At 43.1% G+C, this 17,302-nt stretch carries 15 protein-coding genes and 1 riboswitch; of the genes, 7 read left to right on the forward strand and 8 right to left on the reverse strand.

From position 1 onward, the window contains the following. Positions 1 to 35: 35 nt before the first annotated feature. Together B7723_RS07060 and B7723_RS07065 are read right to left on the reverse strand one after the other, a co-directional pair. Entirely contained in the window at positions 36 to 494 is a 459-nt protein-coding gene (locus tag B7723_RS07060) for a DUF3021 domain-containing protein (RefSeq protein ID WP_084850014.1), read from the reverse strand. Further along, entirely contained in the window at positions 491 to 931 is a 441-nt protein-coding gene (locus B7723_RS07065) for a LytTR family DNA-binding domain-containing protein (RefSeq protein WP_084850013.1), read from the reverse strand. The genes B7723_RS07060 and B7723_RS07065 overlap by 4 nt, the downstream gene beginning before the upstream one ends. Before the next feature lie 208 nt (positions 932 to 1,139). Here B7723_RS07065 and mutL point away from each other — a divergent pair, with 208 nt between their 5' ends. Further along, positions 1,140 to 3,089: a DNA mismatch repair endonuclease MutL gene (gene mutL, locus B7723_RS07070; protein WP_084850012.1), complete on the forward strand. Its 1,950-nt coding sequence runs from the start codon at positions 1,140 to 1,142 to the stop codon at positions 3,087 to 3,089. A 150-nt stretch (positions 3,090 to 3,239) separates the two neighbouring features. Here mutL and B7723_RS07075 read toward each other — a convergent pair whose 3' ends face one another. Then, entirely contained in the window at positions 3,240 to 3,737 is a 498-nt protein-coding gene (locus B7723_RS07075; protein ID WP_084850122.1) for a helix-turn-helix domain-containing protein, read from the reverse strand. A gap of 172 nt (positions 3,738 to 3,909) precedes the next feature. Here B7723_RS07075 and B7723_RS07080 point away from each other — a divergent pair, with 172 nt between their 5' ends. Genes B7723_RS07080 through B7723_RS07090 form a run of 3 tightly spaced genes read left to right on the forward strand, consistent with a single transcriptional unit; the run spans position 3,910 to position 6,324 of the window. Continuing rightward, complete coding sequence (locus tag B7723_RS07080) at positions 3,910 to 5,142, forward strand: MFS transporter (RefSeq protein WP_084850011.1); 1,233 nt, start codon at positions 3,910 to 3,912, stop codon at positions 5,140 to 5,142. Between the two features lie 12 nt (positions 5,143 to 5,154). Beyond that, positions 5,155 to 5,748: a Holliday junction branch migration protein RuvA gene (gene ruvA / locus B7723_RS07085; protein WP_084850010.1), complete on the forward strand. Its 594-nt coding sequence runs from the start codon at positions 5,155 to 5,157 to the stop codon at positions 5,746 to 5,748. A gap of 9 nt (positions 5,749 to 5,757) precedes the next feature. Beyond that, positions 5,758 to 6,324, forward strand: coding sequence for a DNA-3-methyladenine glycosylase I (locus B7723_RS07090; protein WP_084850009.1), 567 nt, complete (start codon positions 5,758 to 5,760; stop codon positions 6,322 to 6,324). Between the two features lie 79 nt (positions 6,325 to 6,403). Here the strand turns inward: B7723_RS07090 and B7723_RS07095 are convergent, their stop codons facing one another. From B7723_RS07095 to B7723_RS07120, 5 genes are all read right to left on the reverse strand, one after another. Next, the gene (locus B7723_RS07095; RefSeq protein WP_084850008.1) at positions 6,404 to 6,667 is read right to left on the reverse strand and encodes a SemiSWEET family transporter; all 264 of its coding nucleotides are present in this window, start codon (positions 6,665 to 6,667) and stop codon (positions 6,404 to 6,406) included. A gap of 105 nt (positions 6,668 to 6,772) precedes the next feature. After that, positions 6,773 to 7,807 carry a S66 family peptidase gene (locus tag B7723_RS07100; protein WP_084850007.1) on the reverse strand — a complete coding sequence of 345 codons (1,035 nt, stop codon included), beginning with the start codon at positions 7,805 to 7,807 and terminating at the stop codon, positions 6,773 to 6,775. A gap of 320 nt (positions 7,808 to 8,127) precedes the next feature. After that, positions 8,128 to 8,475 carry a TfoX/Sxy family protein gene (locus B7723_RS07110; protein ID WP_000331825.1) on the reverse strand — a complete coding sequence of 116 codons (348 nt, stop codon included), beginning with the start codon at positions 8,473 to 8,475 and terminating at the stop codon, positions 8,128 to 8,130. Between the two features lie 15 nt (positions 8,476 to 8,490). After that, entirely contained in the window at positions 8,491 to 9,168 is a 678-nt protein-coding gene (locus tag B7723_RS07115) for a DUF1129 domain-containing protein (RefSeq protein WP_084850006.1), read from the reverse strand. Positions 9,169 to 9,179: 11 nt separating this feature from the next. After that, positions 9,180 to 10,124, reverse strand: coding sequence for a magnesium transporter CorA family protein (locus B7723_RS07120; protein WP_000815620.1), 945 nt, complete (start codon positions 10,122 to 10,124; stop codon positions 9,180 to 9,182). Positions 10,125 to 10,269: 145 nt separating this feature from the next. On the opposite strand from B7723_RS07120, the gene uvrA reads away from it, so the two are divergent. The 3 genes from uvrA (at position 10,270) to mgtA (ending at position 17,218) form a co-directional block, all read left to right on the forward strand. Continuing rightward, entirely contained in the window at positions 10,270 to 13,101 is a 2,832-nt protein-coding gene (gene uvrA, locus B7723_RS07125; protein ID WP_084850005.1) for an excinuclease ABC subunit UvrA, read from the forward strand. Continuing rightward, complete coding sequence (locus B7723_RS07130; RefSeq protein ID WP_084850004.1) at positions 13,094 to 14,155, forward strand: M24 family metallopeptidase; 1,062 nt, start codon at positions 13,094 to 13,096, stop codon at positions 14,153 to 14,155. Before uvrA ends, B7723_RS07130 begins: the two co-directional genes overlap by 8 nt. Positions 14,156 to 14,210: 55 nt before the next feature. Continuing rightward, positions 14,211 to 14,362: riboswitch (M-box (ykoK) riboswitch) on the forward strand. 195 nt (positions 14,363 to 14,557) lie between these two features. Next, entirely contained in the window at positions 14,558 to 17,218 is a 2,661-nt protein-coding gene (mgtA, locus tag B7723_RS07135; protein WP_084850003.1) for a magnesium-translocating P-type ATPase, read from the forward strand. The last annotated feature ends 84 nt before the right edge of the window (positions 17,219 to 17,302 follow it).

The following is a 17,302-nucleotide window of genomic DNA, read 5'->3' on the forward strand; positions in this document are numbered from 1 at the left end:
CCCACTCACATTTTTGTGAGTGGGATTTTTCTCTATTACTTTTTATGAGCCAAGAGTTGATTGATGTGGTCTACTTTTTTTGCTTCTCTTTTATAGAGAATGACCCAGATGATGAGGTAGACGATTGCAAACTCTGGAATAAGCTGGAGATAGAAGGTCCAGTGGAAGGGGAACCAACCAGCCAGAGTTGCTAGTGGAACAAAGCCAGCCAGCATGAGGAAGAAATGGGAAAGTGTGGCACGGAGCAGGCTCCAGTCACGATTGAATAAGCGGCTGCCAAAGCTAAAGAGAACGCCGATAGCTGACCAGATAATCGTGCAGTAGAGCAAGACCAGGGCACCATGAACCTGATGTTGAACCATCACTTGGCCGATAAGAGACTCGGGGCTTAGTGGGGCATAGGTATTTGGTGCGTAAATGAGTGAAAAAAGGATAGAGAGGATGAGGCCGATAAGTACACCAGCAGCTGCATCGTGAAAGTTTTGTTTTTTCATAGTTCTAATTTCTCCTTGATGGTTTTTAGGTAACGGCGTGAAGAGTAGGTGAAGCTTTCATTTTTTAAGAAAATTTCAACCAGACCATTGGGCGTGAGCTTGAGATGAGAGATAGCGTCAATATTAACGATTTCTGATTGGGAAATTTGGATAAAAGTGGTCGGCAGAATGTCAAGAACTTGATAGAGACGCAAATCAATGGTATAGGTCTGAGATGCAGTTTCTGCTAGAACCTTGCGATTCTCGATATAGAAGCGTTGAATCTTACTAACCTTAATTAGATAGACCTGATCATCAATCTTACCTTTGATTGTTTCTTTTTGGTCAAGATTTTCAGCGAACTCGATGACTTTCTGGACTTTTTCGGTCGGCTGAGGAGTTTGGACAATCAGCTTTTCCTCCTCGTAAGTCTCCTTAATCTGTAGTTCTACTTTCATAAATTTCTCTCCTTATATTTCATACAAAGTTGTGATCACTTCTTGTACACCTTTATTAAACACTATTTTACGACCTCTGGCAAGAGCTTTTGCCTATGTGGACAGATTTAGCGTCTATGTGGCATTTGCTTTTTCTGGTAACATCTGAAATATGGTATAATAGCACTAATCAATTTCTAGGAAAATAGATACAGAAAGGGGCTGAAAGATGTCTCATATTATTGAATTGCCAGAAGTGTTGGCAAACCAGATAGCGGCAGGAGAAGTGATTGAACGTCCTGCCAGTGTAGTCAAAGAGTTGGTAGAAAATGCCATCGACGCGGGTTCTAGCCAGATTATCATTGAGATTGAGGAAGCTGGTCTCAAGAAAATCCAAATCACTGATAATGGTCATGGAATTGCCCACGATGAGGTGGAATTGGCCCTGCGTCGTCATGCGACCAGTAAGATAAAAAATCAAGCTGATCTCTTTCGGATTCGAACGCTTGGTTTTCGTGGTGAAGCCCTGCCTTCGATCGCTTCTGTCAGTGTCTTGACTCTGTTGACGGCGGTGGATGGTGCGAGTCATGGGACCAAGCTCGTTGCGCGTGGGGGTGAAGTTGAGGAAGTCATCCCAGCGACTAGTCCTGTGGGAACCAAAGTTTGTGTGGAGGACCTCTTTTTCAATACACCAGCTCGTCTCAAGTATATGAAGAGTCAGCAGGCAGAGTTATCCCATATCATTGATATTGTCAACCGTCTGGGATTGGCTCATCCTGAGATTTCTTTTAGTTTAATCAGTGATGGCAAGGAAATGACGCGGACAGCAGGGACTGGTCAACTACGCCAAGCCATCGCAGGGATTTACGGTTTGGCGAGTGCCAAGAAGATGATTGAAATTGAGAACTCTGACTTAGATTTCGAAATTACAGGTTTTGTGTCTCTGCCTGAGTTAACTCGAGCTAATCGCAACTATATCAGTCTCTTTATCAATGGCCGTTATATCAAAAACTTCCTGCTCAATCGTGCTATTTTGGATGGTTACGGAAGCAAGCTCATGGTAGGGCGTTTTCCACTGGCTGTCATTCACATCCATATCGATCCTTATCTGGCTGATGTCAATGTTCATCCAACCAAGCAAGAGGTACGGATTTCTAAGGAAAGAGAGCTGATGGCGCTGGTTTCAGAGGCTATCGCAAAGAGTCTTAAGGAACATACTTTGATACCTGATGCCTTGGAAAATCTTGCAAAATCTACCGTGCGTAATCGTGAAAAGGTAGAGCAGACCACTCTCCCGCTCAAAGAAAACACACTCTACTATGAACAAACAGAAGTAACTAGACCGACTCAAGTTGAGGTTTCAGACCATCAAGTAGACTTGACTGAGGAAAGACAGGATTTGACCCTATTTGCCAAGGAAACCTTGGACCAGTTGACCAAGCCAGCAAAACTGCATTTTGCAGAGAGAAAGCCTGCTAACTACGACCAACTAGACCACCCAGAGTTAGATCTAGCTAGTCTCGATAAAGCCTATGATAAGTTGGAGAGAGAAGAATCGTCAAGCTTTCCAGAATTGGAATTTTTCGGGCAAATGCATGGAACCTATCTCTTTGCCCAAGGGCGAGATGGGCTCTATATCATAGACCAACACGCAGCTCAGGAGCGGGTTAAGTACGAGGAGTATCGTGAAAGCATTGGTAACGTTGACCAGAGCCAGCAGCAACTCCTAGTGCCCTATATTTTTGAATTTCCAGCGGATGATGCCCTTCGTCTCAGGGAAAGAATGCCTCTTTTGGAGGAAGTGGGCGTCTTTCTAGCAGAGTACGGAGAAAATCAATTTATCCTGCGTGAACATCCTATTTGGATGGCAGAAGAAGAGATTGAGTCAGGTATCTATGAAATGTGTGACATGCTGCTCTTGACCAAGGAAGTTTCGATCAAGAAATACCGAGCAGAGCTAGCCATCATGATGTCCTGCAAGCGGTCTATCAAGGCCAACCATCGTATCGATGACCACTCAGCCAGACAGCTCCTTTATCAGCTTTCTCAATGTGACAATCCCTATAACTGTCCACACGGACGTCCCGTTTTGGTGCATTTTACCAAGTCAGATATGGAAAAAATGTTCCGACGCATTCAGGAAAATCATACGAGTCTTCGTGAGTTGGGGAAATATTAAGAACACAAAAAGCCTTTGTTCCTTTTGAACAAGGCTTTTTAGTTTTTCTAAGGTGGGAACTTTGATTGGACTTGGCAAGTTGACATGAGGTTTACACTTGCTTGACAAGACCAGTCCTATAAAAGTAATGAGAAATATGATTCAATTAACTCAAGGTTTTGTAGAGTCGTCTTGGTTCAAAGGAGTCTCAAGACCAATCACCTTATCAAGATAACGTTGTTTGGTTTTGAGAGCCTTGTTGATAGCAACTGCAGACGCAATCAAGAGAACGAAGGTCAGCCAAATCCAGACGGTGAATTTGGCTGGGAAACTAGAACCAGCTAAAAAGAGATAGATAGCCAAAGCCAAGACGAAAATATAAATCACTTGCCAGAGAGCAAAGGATTTAACCTCTTTATAGTATTTGTCCTTGTCTTCCTCCAAGATCACTTCTGTAGAAGTTTTTTCAGAATTTTCATCTAATAGTAGATAGTCAGTTGTTACTTGGAAAATCTTGCTTAATTCAACAATTTTTTCTATTTCAGGAAGGACTTGTCCAGACTCCCATTTGGAGATGCTTTGCCGAGAAACATTGATTTGTTCTGCTAGCTTTTCTTGGGACCAACCTTTTTCCTTTCTGAGCTCAAATAGTTTTTCTGCGAGTTTCATCATTCTATCCTCCTTTTTCTACCTCTATCCTAACAATTTTTACTTATAATGAGAATACAATCTCCTGTACTATTTGTCAACCAGAGGTTGCACTTGTGTTTGCAGTTTTCAGCAAAAAAATATGATATACTAGGTAAGAAAAAGCGAAGAAATTATGAAAAAGGAATGAAAGATGAAAGAATTTTTTGCCCTCCCCAAGCAAATTCAAATGCGGGAATGGATGAGCTTTGTAGCACGGATTTTAGAGAGTGCCATTACTCCTTTTATGGCCATGTACTATGTTCAATATTTTGGAGCCTTTTGGGCGGGGTTATTGATGATCACAACCAAACTCATTGGTTTTTTAGCTGGACTGTATGGTGGACATTTGGCGGATCTTTGGGGACGTAAGAAAGTCATTGACTGGGGAAACTTTGGTCTTGCTAGTGGCTACTTTCTTGTGCTGCTAGCAAATATGCCTAATCATATTTTTCCCTTTTTGACTTTTGTCGGAATGTTGCTGGCAGAGACCGCAGGAACTTTCTCTTGGCCGGCTATTGATGCGATGATTATTGATTTAACCGACGAGCAAAATCGCCGTTTCGTTTATACGATTAGTTATTGGTTTGTCAATGTATCCGTTATGTTAGGAGCAGGGCTTGCAGGTTTCTTTTACGACCACCATTTTTTTGAGCTGCTTCTGGTTTTGACGGTGATTAGCTTCTTGAATTTTTTCCTCGCTTGGAAATATTTTTCAGAAAGCAAGCCAGCTAATCTGGTCTTTGAGCATGGTAGCAGTCCTTTGGCAACTGTGAAAAATTATGTTTCTGTTTTTCAGGACAAAATTTTCCTACTTTATACGTTAGGGACTGTATTTAATGGTGTTATCTGGTTGCAAATTGACAATTATATACCCGTTCATTTGAAAGAGTCATTCATCGCGAGTAGTATTTTCGGTATTCATATTTCAGGAGCTAAGATGCTCAGTATCATGGTCTTTATCAATACCCTGATTATTGTTTGCTTCATAACGACTGCCAATCGTTTGACCAAGGAAATGAACCTCATACCGCAGTTTTTATTGGGAAGTATTATCTTTGACTTGGGTATGCTTTTCACCATTGTCTTCAGGAGTTTCTGGGCTCTGTTTTTGCTAGCCATTCTCTATACTATGGGGGAACTCATCTGCATGCCGCCAAGCCAAGTTTTGCGGGCGGAAATGATGAATGAGAATAAGCTCGGAACCTACTCAGGTTTCCTTAATATGGCGCAGCCTTTAGCGTCTATTTTAGCGGGGGCGATGATTTCTATTAGCGCTGCAACAGGTGCTGTAGGTGTTTGGCTCGTTTTTATTGTGTGTGCAGTACTTGGGCTGCTTCTTATCATCAGAGCAGCGCATTTACACGGAATTGCAAATCAATTATAGAAAGTGAAAATAATGTACGAATATTTTAAAGGAATCATCAGTAAAATTACAGCCAAGTACATCGTATTGGAAGTCAACTCTATCGGTTATATCTTGCATGTAGCCAATCCCTATGCTTACTCAGGTCAGGTTAATCAAGAGACCCAGATTTATGTGCACCAAGTTGTCCGTGAGGACGCGCATCTGCTCTATGGTTTTCGATCAGAAGATGAGAAGAAACTCTTTCTTAGTCTGATTTCGGTATCAGGGATTGGTCCGGTATCAGCTCTTGCTATCATCGCAGCTGATGACAATGCTGGCTTGGTTCAGGCGATTGAAACTAAGAACATCACCTACTTGACTAAGTTCCCTAAAATTGGCAAGAAAACAGCCCAGCAGATGGTGCTAGACTTGGAAGGTAAGGTAGTTGTGGCTAGCGATGACCTTCCTGCCAAGGTGGCAGTGCAAACCAGCGCTGAAAACCAAGAACTGGAAGAAGCCATGGAAGCCATGTTGGCACTGGGCTACAAGGCGACTGAGCTTAAGAAGATCAAGAAATTCTTTGAAGGAACGACAGATACAGCTGAGAACTATATCAAATCGGCCCTTAAGATGTTGGTAAAATAGGAGAATAATATGACAAAACGCTGTGGTTGGGTTAAAATGAACAATCCTTTATATGTGGCCTATCATGATGAAGAGTGGGGTCAACCCCTTCATGATGACCGTGCTCTTTTTGAGTTGTTGTGTTTGGAAACTTACCAGTCGGGTCTATCTTGGGAAACGGTACTAAACAAACGCCAAGGATTCCGAGAAGCATTTCATGGCTATCAAATTCAAGAGGTCGCGGGAATGACAGATGGGGAGTTGGAAGCCATGTTAGAGAATCCAGCCATCATTCGAAATCGAGCCAAGATTTTTGCGACGCGTGCCAACGCCCAAGCATTTTTACAAGTCCAGAAAACCTTTGGCTCTTTTGACGCTTATCTCTGGTCCTTTGTTGAGGGAAAAACGATCGTGAATGATGTTCCTGACTATCACCTAGCACCTGCTAAAACAGCCTTGTCTGAAAAGTTATCTCAAGATCTCAAAAAACGAGGCTTCAAGTTCACAGGTCCAGTCGCAGTTTTAGCTTTTCTACAAGCGGCAGGTCTGATTGACGACCACGAAAATGATTGTGAGTGGAAAAGCGGAAATAAGTGAGTGCAGGCGTCTAATTATCTGAGAATATAGAAAAAGCTGAGATGAGTTTCTCAGCTTTTTGATTATATGCTAGTAATTTTTATAGTGCAGTGAGAAATGTCAGTCCACCTAAGACAACGCCGGCTGAGTTTGGAATAATTAGTATCCAATCCTTCTTAGGTTCTTTTGTCCATCCGTAAATAACCCAAATTAAACAAGATACTGCTGCGGATAAAGGCTGAAATGGTTGAGCCTTGTTGCCTTGTAAATTGGCAAAAATTTGTGGGATGTAGGCGATAAATACAATAATCCCGATAAAGGCCCCGATTGAACCGACAATTTGATTTGTTTTTTGTTTAGTCATATACACCTCCTTTAAAAAGATATCATAGAAATAAGCAAAATGCAATAAATTCAGACACAAATTGTAACGAAAATCAATACCAAAGCACAAAAATGGAGAAATTGTTTATTTTTTGTTATCGTCAAAGCGAATGACTTGCTCCTGTGCATCTACATAGGCGTGAACGCCAAAGGGAACAATGGCTCTTGGCGTTGCGTGGCCGACATTTAGATTATAGACAATCGGGATATTGTTATCAATGATATCCAATAGTGCTTCCTTATAGTCGTCATAGAAGGTTTCATCCATTGGCTTTCCGACCAAGAGTCCACTGATGACCTCAAATACTCCAGTTTCTTTCAAAGTCTGCACCATCTGTTTGAAGTTTTCCGGCTCAGGCTTTTCTTCGCTTGTTTCTAGTAAGAGAATCTTTCCTTCCCAGTCTGACAAGTCAGGGAAAAGTTTGTATTTTTGGCAGAGGTCGGTGCTATCTGCGTGTAGAGAGTTGTCAAAAATATCATAGAGAGACTCAAGACAACCACCGAGAATTTCTCCCTCAAACTGAGCATTTCCTTGCAACAAGTCAAAACCAGTATTTGTATGACTGATACGAGCTGTTCCCAGGGCCTTGGGACTAAAGTCAATCCGTTCCTCATACCAAACGTCACTAGGGCGGATTTCTGAGATTCTTCCTGTCTTGATCAATTCTTTAAAGTAGTGAAAGTTATAGGGCAACATCTCATTGTCTAATTCACAAATGTCTGCTAGAAAGGATTGCCCATAAAAAGTCTTGATCCCTAGTTTGTGCAACATAAGGTGGTTCATGGTTGTATCCGAGAAGCCAAGAAAAATCTTTTGTTGGATAACCTTTTGGAGCTGGTCGTTTTCAAAAAGGTAGGGTAGCAAGCGATAGGTATCATCCCCACCGATGGCACATAGGATCATGTCGATGCTATCATCAGAAAAGGCCTGCATCAAATCCTCTGCACGTGCCTCCGGATGGTCCTTGATAAAGTCTAACCCTTTTAGCGAATGGGGCAGAAAGACAGGATTGAGTCCCAAATCCTTGAGACGTTGAATACCCAAATCGACTTCGTGTTTGACAAAATCCTCTCCGATAACACCACTAGACAAACTAACAATACCAATAGTAGAAACCATATCTCATCCTCCTAGAAATAGATTGATACTCTTCGAAAATCAAATTCAAACCACGTCAGCTTTGCCTTGCCGTATATATGTTACTGACCTCGTCAGTTCTATCTACAACCTCAAAGCAGTGCTTTGAGCAACCTGCGGCTAGCTTCCTAGTTTGCTCTTTGATTTTCATTGAATATGAGCCTATTCTATCACAAAAGATGAGAGAAAACTATAAGAATGAGACTCAGAAGTGCTATTGAATCTCAAGAAAGCAAGTGAAAAAGCAACCGCCTGTGCAGTTGCTTTTCGTTTTTCTAATCTCTAATCTCACTAGATATGAGTTACTTGGTCAACTCTTGATTATAGGAGAGGGCTAAATCAATCCAGTAAGGAAGCTCTTTTTGACCTTCGATATCTAGGTCTATATAGCCATGATAAGGTCGCCCTCTCATCAATGTAGTATGAGCTCCTGTTCGGGGTAGAACTTGCTTTTCCATTTCTTTGCCAATTCTCACCATAACCAGCTCGTCTTTTCTGGAACTGACTGTAAGGACCATTTTCCCACGAATCATAAAGGCCAGGCCACCAAACAGTTTCTTTTCTTCTAACTCTTCTTCGAAAATTTGGGGAGGAAGTTTAAGTGCTAGAATTTTTCGAATCTGCTGAGCTAAGGATTGACTATATGCCATAGATTTTCACTTTTCTTAATAACGTGATGGGCCCGCGCTTGCACTTCGGATGTTGAAACGTTTCTTGAGATAGAAGCGAAGGGCGAGAAGGGCAGCTCCCAGGATAGCCAAAGGCAATGGAGCAAGGACTGGATTGAGGTTGGCTGGTAGGAAGCTTGTTGCAAAGAAGACAACCAACCAAAGGACCATAGAGGCCAGGATAACGAGGATTGATTTCCAGAATGGAGGGCGTTGGCTACGATCTGTGTCTGGTCCATAATACTGGTAGACAAAGTAGTACATCAAGTAGAAGGCCACCCCTCCAACAAGCCCAACCAACAAGAGGGTAATCAACCCATAGCCAATAGCCTGATCTGTAGAGAAGAAGGTAGTCAGAGCGCTAACCAATGCAAAGAGACTGGTGATAAAAAGGGCTGAGTCCATAATCATGAGTTTTGGATCGTCATTTTCTTTTGGATGCTCTTTTTCATATTGCTCCTTGACAGTGAAGCTATGAGCCCAGTGAGTTGGAGCGCCATAGAGGGAACGTGCAGTCGTTCCCTTGGCTTGCTCTTCAAGGATTTTAGGAATGACTTCCTCAAAAACAGCCTTGATTTCAGCGTCTGTTTTACCATCTTTGATAAATTGTTGGGTAGCGATGTGGATAAACTCTTGGTTTTTCTTGGTTAGTTTCTGTAAATCAATCTGAGACATGGGGATTCCTCTTAGAACCATTTTTTATGGATGAGATAGAGAGTGAGCGAAACACTCATAGCAAAGGCGATAAAGACGATTAACCAGAAGGCGTGTGGCTCACCGTTCAGAGGGATTTCATTATCCTTGAAGTTCATCCCGTAGGCTGAGAAGATCATGGTTGGGACAGACATAACGATGGTCACGAGAGCCAGGGTCTTCATAATGTTGTTCTGGTTGTTGGAAATGATAGAGGCAAAGGTCTCTGTCATAGAGTGAAGGACGTTTCCATAGATATCTGCCATCTCGATGGCCTGTTGGGTTTCAATCAGAGTGTCTTCGAGTAGGTCTTCGTCTTCTAGGTATTTCTTGATATTGCTAGTTGCGCTGGTCAATTTCTTAATCACACGCTCGTTCGTCTTCAGTGAGGCCTTGAAATAGACGATGGTCTTTTCCAATTCCATGAGCTCGATCAGCTCTTCGTTTCGAGTAGACTTGTGAAGTTGACTTTCGATCTGTTCACTCTTACGGTCGATCGAACGAAGGGCCGTAAGGTAAAGTTCGGCGTTGCGGTAGAGAATCTGGAAGATAAAGCGTGAACGCATGAAGGTGTAAAAGTTGCGCAGTCTACGGTTGATAAAGACATCGAGAACAGGGAGGGATTCCAAGCAGGTGGTGATAATGGTTTCCTCTGTGATGATAATCCCCAGCGGAATCGTAACGTAGTAGGTACGATTGTTTCTTTCCTCTGTGATGGGAACGTCCACGATGATCAAAGTGTACTCATCTTCGATGGTAATACGGGACATTTCTTCCGCATCGAGCGGTGCTCGAAGGTCGGCAATGTCAATGTCGAAGGCGTTAGCGATTTCCAACGATTCATTTTGAGTAGGATTGACGAGGTTGATCCAAGTACCCGGTTCAAGCGTGTCGATCTCTTTAAATTCAGTTGTTGTTGAGAGAAAAACTTGTTTCATATCCCCTATCCTTTCCTACTATTCAGTGATTTCAGTGATTCATTTTTTGCACCGTACTATTATACTATAAAAACAGCTTTTTGGGTAATAGAATTTCACATTTTTTGGTATAATGGAAAGCAATAATGGACTAGAAAGAACAAAGATGCAAGATAAAATTGTGATTCATGGGGCACGTGCCCATAACTTAAAAAATATTGATGTGGAGATTCCGCGAGACAAGCTAGTTGTTGTGACTGGTTTGTCAGGGTCTGGGAAATCCAGTCTGGCCTTTGATACCCTCTATGCTGAGGGCCAACGTCGCTATGTAGAGAGTCTATCAGCCTATGCTCGCCAGTTTTTGGGCAATATGGAGAAACCTGATGTGGATGCCATTGATGGCCTCAGCCCAGCTATTTCCATCGACCAGAAAACCACCAGCAAAAATCCTCGTTCGACCGTGGGAACGACGACTGAAATCAATGATTATCTGCGTCTCCTCTACGCACGTGTGGGGACGCCATACTGTATCAACGGACATGGGGCTATCAAGGCCTCTTCTGTAGAGCAAATCGTGGATAAGGTCTTGGAATTGCCAGAACGCCAACGTCTGCAAATCTTAGCCCCAGTCATTCGTAAGAAAAAAGGGCAGCATAAGAGTGTCATTGAAAAGATTCAGAAAGATGGTTATGTCCGTGTTCGTGTGGATGGGGAAGTTTATGATGTGACCGAAGTACCAGGGTTGTCCAAGAGCAAGCAACACAATATTGATGTTGTGGTAGACCGCATTGTCATCAAGGAGGGCATTCGTAGCCGTCTCTTTGACTCCATAGAGGCTGCCCTTCGGATCGCAGAAGGCTATGTGATTATCGACACTATGGACGATTCTGAGTTGCTTTTTTCTGAGCATTATGCCTGTCCAGTTTGTGGCTTTACTGTACCAGAGCTAGAGCCTCGTCTCTTCTCCTTCAATGCTCCTTTTGGCTCATGCAGTGAGTGTGATGGTTTGGGGATCAAGCTGGAGGTGGATGTTGACTTGGTGGTTCCTGATACCAGCAAAACTTTGCGTGAGGGAGCCTTGGCACCTTGGAATCCTATCTCATCCAACTACTATCTAAATATGCTAGAGCAGGCCATGACAGCCTTTGGAGTGGATATGGATAAGCCTTTTGAGGACTTGTCAGAAAAAGATAAAAACTTGATTCTCTATGGCTCAGATGGCAAGGAATTCCATTTCCATTATGAAAATGAATTTGGCGGTGTGCGCGATATTGACATTCCCTTTGAGGGAGTTGTCAATAATATCAAGCGTCGTTACCATGAGACTAACAGTGACTACACGCGCACCCAGATGCGTCTCTACATGAATGAGCTGACCTGTGGAACCTGTCATGGCTACCGTCTCAATGACCAGGCCTTGTCTGTCCGTGTGGGTGGCGAGCAAGGGCCACATATCGGAGAAATCTCAGACCTGTCTATCGCAGACCATTTGGAGTTGGTGAGTCAGTTGACCTTGTCTGAAAATGAAGTCATCATTGCCCGTCCTATCCTCAAGGAAATCAAGGATCGCTTGACCTTCCTCAATAACGTAGGCCTCAACTATCTGACGCTGTCACGTTCGGCAGGAACCCTTTCAGGTGGGGAGAGTCAGCGTATTCGCTTGGCAACCCAGATTGGGTCCAACCTATCAGGTGTCCTTTATATCCTGGATGAGCCGTCCATTGGTCTTCACCAGAGGGATAATGACCGCCTGATTGCTAGTCTGAAAAAGATGCGTGACTTGGGCAATACTCTCATCGTGGTAGAACATGACGAAGATACCATGCGTGAGGCGGATTATCTGATTGACGTTGGTCCGGGTGCCGGTGTTTTTGGTGGAGAGATTGTCGCTGCAGGAACGCCCAAGCAGGTGGCTCGCAACAGCAAGTCTATCACAGGCCAGTATTTGTCAGGGAAACGTGTCATTCCAGTACCAGCAGAGCGCCGTTCTGGAAATGGTCGTTTTATCGAGGTGACAGGAGCGCGTGAGAACAACTTGCAAAATATCACCGCTCGCTTCCCATTAGGAAAATTCATCGCGGTGACAGGGGTATCAGGTTCAGGGAAATCGACCTTAATCAACAGCATCCTCAAAAAAGCCATTGCCCAGAAGCTCAATCGCAATTCAGACAAGCCTGGTAAGTTTAAGACGATTACAGGGATTGAGCATGTAGACCGCTTGATTGACATTGACCAGAGCCCGATCGGACGGACGCCGAGGTCCAACCCAGCTACCTATACGGGGGTTTTTGACGATATACGTGATCTCTTTGCCCAGACAAATGAAGCTAAGATTCGAGGCTACAAGAAGGGTCGTTTCAGTTTCAATGTCAAGGGTGGTCGTTGCGAAGCCTGCTCAGGTGACGGGATTATCAAGATCGAGATGCACTTCTTGCCAGATGTTTACGTGGCTTGTGAAGTCTGCCACGGGACTCGCTACAACAGTGAAACCCTAGAAGTCCACTATAAGGAAAAAAATATCTCGCAGGTCTTGGACATGACCGTCAACGATGCGGTGGAATTCTTCCAGCACATTCCCAAGATTCAACGCAAACTTCAGACCATCAAGGATGTGGGGCTGGGCTATGTAACGCTAGGGCAACCGGCTACCACCCTTTCTGGGGGAGAAGCCCAGCGTATGAAATTGGCTAGTGAACTCCACAAACGCTCGACAGGAAAATCTTTCTACATTCTGGATGAGCCTACGACAGGGCTTCATACTGAGGACATCGCTCGTTTGCTTAAAGTCTTGGCTCGCTTTGTCGACGATGGAAATACAGTCCTCGTCATCGAGCACAATCTAGATGTTATCAAGACGGCAGACCATATCATCGATTTGGGTCCTGAGGGCGGTGTCGGTGGTGGAACCATCATCGCAACAGGAACCCCAGAAGAAATAGCGGCCAACGAAGCCAGCTACACAGGACACTATTTGAAAGGAAAGTTACATCATGAATAAACGTGTGCAAGCATTTCTAGCTAAAATGCAAGAAAAAGAACTAGATGGTATCATCATCAACAACCTTAAAAACGTCTATTATTTGACTGGTTTTTGGGGTTCAAATGGAACAGTCTTTATCAGCCGTGACCGTCAGATTTTGGTGACAGACTCTCGCTATATCATTGCAGCTAAGCAAGAAGTGACAGGGTGTGAAATTGTGGCTGATCGTGACGAATTGGCTGTCATTGCAGGCATTGTTAAGGATATGGGCTTGTCTCGCGTCGGTTTTGAGGACGAGATTTCGGTCTCATATTACCACCGTATGCAGGCAGCTTTTGCAGGAATCGACTTGCTTCCGCAGACTCAGTTTGTTGAAGCACTTCGTATGATTAAGGATGAGAAAGAGATTGCGACTATTCGCAAGGCTTGTTCTATCTCAGACCAAGCTTTCCGAGATGCGCTTGACTTTATCAAACCAGGAAAAACTGAGATTGAAATTGCCAACTTCCTTGATTTCCGCATGCGGGAGCTAGGAGCGGCAGGCTTGTCTTTTGATACCATTTTAGCAAGTGGTATCAACTCTTCTAAGCCCCACGCCCATCCAATGCACAAACCAGTTGAAGCGGGAGAAGCCATTACCATGGACTTCGGCTGTCTCTACGACCACTATGTCAGTGATATGACACGGACTATCTACCTCGGTCATGTCAGTGACGAGCAGGCAGAAATTTACAATACTGTCCTGAAAGCCAACCAAGCTCTGATTGACCAAGCTAAGGCTGGCTTAGGTTTCCGTGACTTCGACAAAATCCCTCGTGATATTATCATCGAGGCAGGCTATGGCGACTACTTTACCCACGGTATTGGACACGGTATCGGACTGGATATCCATGAGGAACCCTACTTTAGCCAAACTTCCAAAGAAGTCATTAAATCTGGTATGGTCTTGACTGATGAACCGGGTATTTATATTGAAGGTAAATATGGCGTTCGTATTGAAGATGATATCTTAATTACAGATAACGGTTGCGAATTGTTGACTCTAGCGCCGAAGGAATTAATTATTATTTAAGAAAATTAAGATAAATCATTGACTTTTATATTTTAAAGGTTTATACTGATAGACGAAAACGGTAGGTGAGGCTACCATAGGGATACGGATGACTACCGCAAAGCAGTGGAGACACTACTCGTTGGTCAACAGTCCTGGTCGCGAAGGCCAAGACTAAGCTCATTTCATTGCCCTATGGAGTTAAAGCTTGAACGAAAAAACAGATAATTAGTTTTTTAATCCTGCCATTTTATGGTGGGATTTTCTACTGTTTTAGAACAAGGAAAGGAGACAAACGATGCAAATTGACGATCATCCAGAACCGCACATACACAGCCAATCGCTGATTTGTGTCGTTCTGCCCTTATAAAGTGATTGGTCTCTGTGTATGAAACACATCATTCATACAGATAGGAGAAACCAATGAAAACTACAAAAGAAAGATTAGCAGCAGCTATTCACACACCTTTAAACGAAACTCTATCTTTTTATAAGACAAGTTTAACAGGCTTGACTGAGGAGCAGGTGGAGAAAAATCGTGACCTATATGGCGAAAATACCATCACTAAGGGTCAAGAAGACAGTATCCTCAAAAAGATTTACGAATCCATCATCAATCCATTTACAATCATCCTGCTGGTCATCGCTATGATTTCCATGGTGACCAATGTCTGGTTGGCAAAGCCTGGACAAGAAGATCCGACGACCTCTATCATCATCGTCGTTCTCGTTCTAATCTCTGGTGGCATTCGATTTGTCCAAGAACTGCGAAGTGACAAGGCTGCGACCAATCTATCAAAAATGATTGTGAACACAGCCACAGTTATCCGTGAAGGCCAGAGTTTAGAGGTCGCAATTGAAGATTTGGTCGTTGGAGATATAGTCAAATTAAGTGCTGGGGATATGATTCCGGCAGATCTCCTTTTAATTGAATCACGTGATTTCTTTGTCCAACAATCTGGTTTGACAGGTGAAAGTGACTCGGTTGAAAAACTAGCCTTGTCAAAAATGAGTCAGTCCAATTTTGATAGTCTGCTAGAAGCAGAAGCGCTCGCCTTTATGGGAACCAATGTGATATCAGGAAGTGCCAAGGCTTTGATTCTAGCGGTCGGTGATGACACCATGATGGGAGAAATCGAGCAGACTCTCAATACCTATGACGAACCGACCTCTTTTGAACGGGAGATGAACAGCATCTCTTGGCTCTTGATCCGTTTGATGTTGGTCATGGTTCCCATCGTCTTTCTCTCCAATGGCTTGACAGATGGCGACTGGCTGGAAGCAGGTGTGTTTGCACTGAGTGTTGGTGTTGGATTGACACCTGAGATGCTTCCTATGATCATCACAGCCAGTTTAGCAAAAGGCTCCATTATCATGGCCAAGGAAAAAGTCGTCATCAAAAAACTCAATGCCATACAGGACCTAGGTGCTATTGATATCTTATGCACGGATAAAACCGGAACCCTTACCCAAGACGAAATTGTCCTAGAATATCCTTTGGATATACATGGAGATTTGGATTTGTCTGTGTTGAGACGGGCCTACCTCAATTCCTATTTTCAAACCGGTTTGAAAAACTTGATGGACCGTGCCATTATCAGTAGAACTGAAAAAGAAGCTAAAGAACACGCTATTCTACAAAATTTGGATACTAGCTTCCAAAAAATAGATGAATTGCCCTTTGATTTTGAACGCAGACGGATGAGTGTCATCGTCAAGGATCAGAACGAAGTTGTTAGTTTGGTAACCAAGGGTGCCCTAGAGGAAATGCTTGCGATTTCAACCCATGTGGAATATCAAGGTCAGATTAGCCCTCTGACGGATGATATCCGAGTGGAAATCTTAAAAGAAGTAGATCAACTTAATCAACAGGGATTGCGAGTCTTGGGAGTCGCTTATAAAACAGGTCTAAAAGAAGGTTTTGCTTACTCCGTTGAAGATGAAAAAGAGATGATTCTAACAGGATATCTTGCCTTTCTAGATCCACCAAAACCATCAGCAGCACCTGCTATCCAAGCTTTGTTAGAACACGGTGTTCAAACAAAGATCTTGACGGGAGACAATGAGAAGGTAACCCAAGCAGTTTGCGAAAAAGTTGGTCTAGACGTTGATCAAATCTTGCTGGGTTCTGATATTGAAGCCATGACGGATGAAGAGTTGGCCCAAGCAGTCGAACATGTGACCGTCTTTGCCAAACTCTCTCCGGATCAAAAAGCACGAATCATTTTACAAATCAAATCGAATGGACATTGTGTCGGCTATATGGGAGATGGGATCAATGATGCCCCTTCTATGAAAGTGGCAGATGTGGGGATTTCTGTTGATACAGCAGTAGATATTGCCAAAGAAACGGCTGATGTCATTTTGCTAGATAAGGATTTGATGGTGCTTGAAAAAGGGTTGGTTGAAGGGCGTAAGGTCTACGCTAATATGACCAAATATATCAAGATGACGGTCAGCTCTAATTTCGGGAACATTTTCTCTCTGCTAGTGTCTGGTATCTTTTTACCTTTCCTTCCTATGGCTCCGATTCACTTGATTGTGTTAAACCTCGTCTACGACCTTTCTTGCATTGCCTTGCCATTTGATAATGTGGATGAAGACTTTTTGAAGCATCCTCATAAGTGGGAAGCCAAGTCTATTACTCGCTTTATGATTTGGATGGGTCCGATTTCTTCTGCCTTTGATATTTTGACCTTTATCTTACTCTATTTTGTTATTGTCCCAATGGCGACAGGTCAAGCTTATGCTCACGGAGCAGAGTCGGCAACGGGCTTTATCATTTTGTTCCAGACAGGTTGGTTCATTGAATCCATGTGGTCCCAAACCATGGTTATCCATATGCTTCGTTCAGCAAAACTTCCTTTCTTACAAAGTCGTCCATCATGGTTTGTTCTTGGAACAACCTTGCTAGCAGCTAGTTTTGTGACCTTTCTTCCCTACTCTTCAATTGCTAGCCTGCTTCATTTAACCCCTTTGGAACCAATTTATTTCCTCTTTTTGCTTTTGATTATCGTTCTCTATATGATAAGTGTTACAGTTGTAAAACGATTGTATATCAAAAAATTTAAAAGTTGGTTATAAATTGATTTTGTCAAGAAAAAAGTACGAAAATCGCGAAAAAAGTTAATTTTTTTTAAAAATAGGTCGCAAGTCGGATGTTTTTTA

It is taken from the genome of Streptococcus oralis subsp. oralis, from assembly GCF_002096435.1.
Classification (GTDB): domain Bacteria; phylum Bacillota; class Bacilli; order Lactobacillales; family Streptococcaceae; genus Streptococcus; species Streptococcus oralis_AA.

What these genes read in the sequence shown, in the direction of transcription:
- B7723_RS07060 (WP_084850014.1), bottom strand. Translation starts at nt 494, where the DNA reads ATGAAAAAACAAAACTTTCACGATGCAGCTGCTGGTGTACTTATCGGC.
- B7723_RS07065 (WP_084850013.1), bottom strand. Translation starts at nt 931, where the DNA reads ATGAAAGTAGAACTACAGATTAAGGAGACTTACGAGGAGGAAAAGCTG.
- mutL (WP_084850012.1), top strand. Translation starts at nt 1,140, where the DNA reads ATGTCTCATATTATTGAATTGCCAGAAGTGTTGGCAAACCAGATAGCG.
- B7723_RS07075 (WP_084850122.1), bottom strand. Translation starts at nt 3,737, where the DNA reads ATGAAACTCGCAGAAAAACTATTTGAGCTCAGAAAGGAAAAAGGTTGG.
- B7723_RS07080 (WP_084850011.1), top strand. Translation starts at nt 3,910, where the DNA reads ATGAAAGAATTTTTTGCCCTCCCCAAGCAAATTCAAATGCGGGAATGG.
- ruvA (WP_084850010.1), top strand. Translation starts at nt 5,155, where the DNA reads ATGTACGAATATTTTAAAGGAATCATCAGTAAAATTACAGCCAAGTAC.
- B7723_RS07090 (WP_084850009.1), top strand. Translation starts at nt 5,758, where the DNA reads ATGACAAAACGCTGTGGTTGGGTTAAAATGAACAATCCTTTATATGTG.
- B7723_RS07095 (WP_084850008.1), bottom strand. Translation starts at nt 6,667, where the DNA reads ATGACTAAACAAAAAACAAATCAAATTGTCGGTTCAATCGGGGCCTTT.
- B7723_RS07100 (WP_084850007.1), bottom strand. Translation starts at nt 7,807, where the DNA reads ATGGTTTCTACTATTGGTATTGTTAGTTTGTCTAGTGGTGTTATCGGA.
- B7723_RS07110 (WP_000331825.1), bottom strand. Translation starts at nt 8,475, where the DNA reads ATGGCATATAGTCAATCCTTAGCTCAGCAGATTCGAAAAATTCTAGCA.
- B7723_RS07115 (WP_084850006.1), bottom strand. Translation starts at nt 9,168, where the DNA reads ATGTCTCAGATTGATTTACAGAAACTAACCAAGAAAAACCAAGAGTTT.
- B7723_RS07120 (WP_000815620.1), bottom strand. Translation starts at nt 10,124, where the DNA reads ATGAAACAAGTTTTTCTCTCAACAACAACTGAATTTAAAGAGATCGAC.
- uvrA (WP_084850005.1), top strand. Translation starts at nt 10,270, where the DNA reads ATGCAAGATAAAATTGTGATTCATGGGGCACGTGCCCATAACTTAAAA.
- B7723_RS07130 (WP_084850004.1), top strand. Translation starts at nt 13,094, where the DNA reads ATGAATAAACGTGTGCAAGCATTTCTAGCTAAAATGCAAGAAAAAGAA.
- mgtA (WP_084850003.1), top strand. Translation starts at nt 14,558, where the DNA reads ATGAAAACTACAAAAGAAAGATTAGCAGCAGCTATTCACACACCTTTA.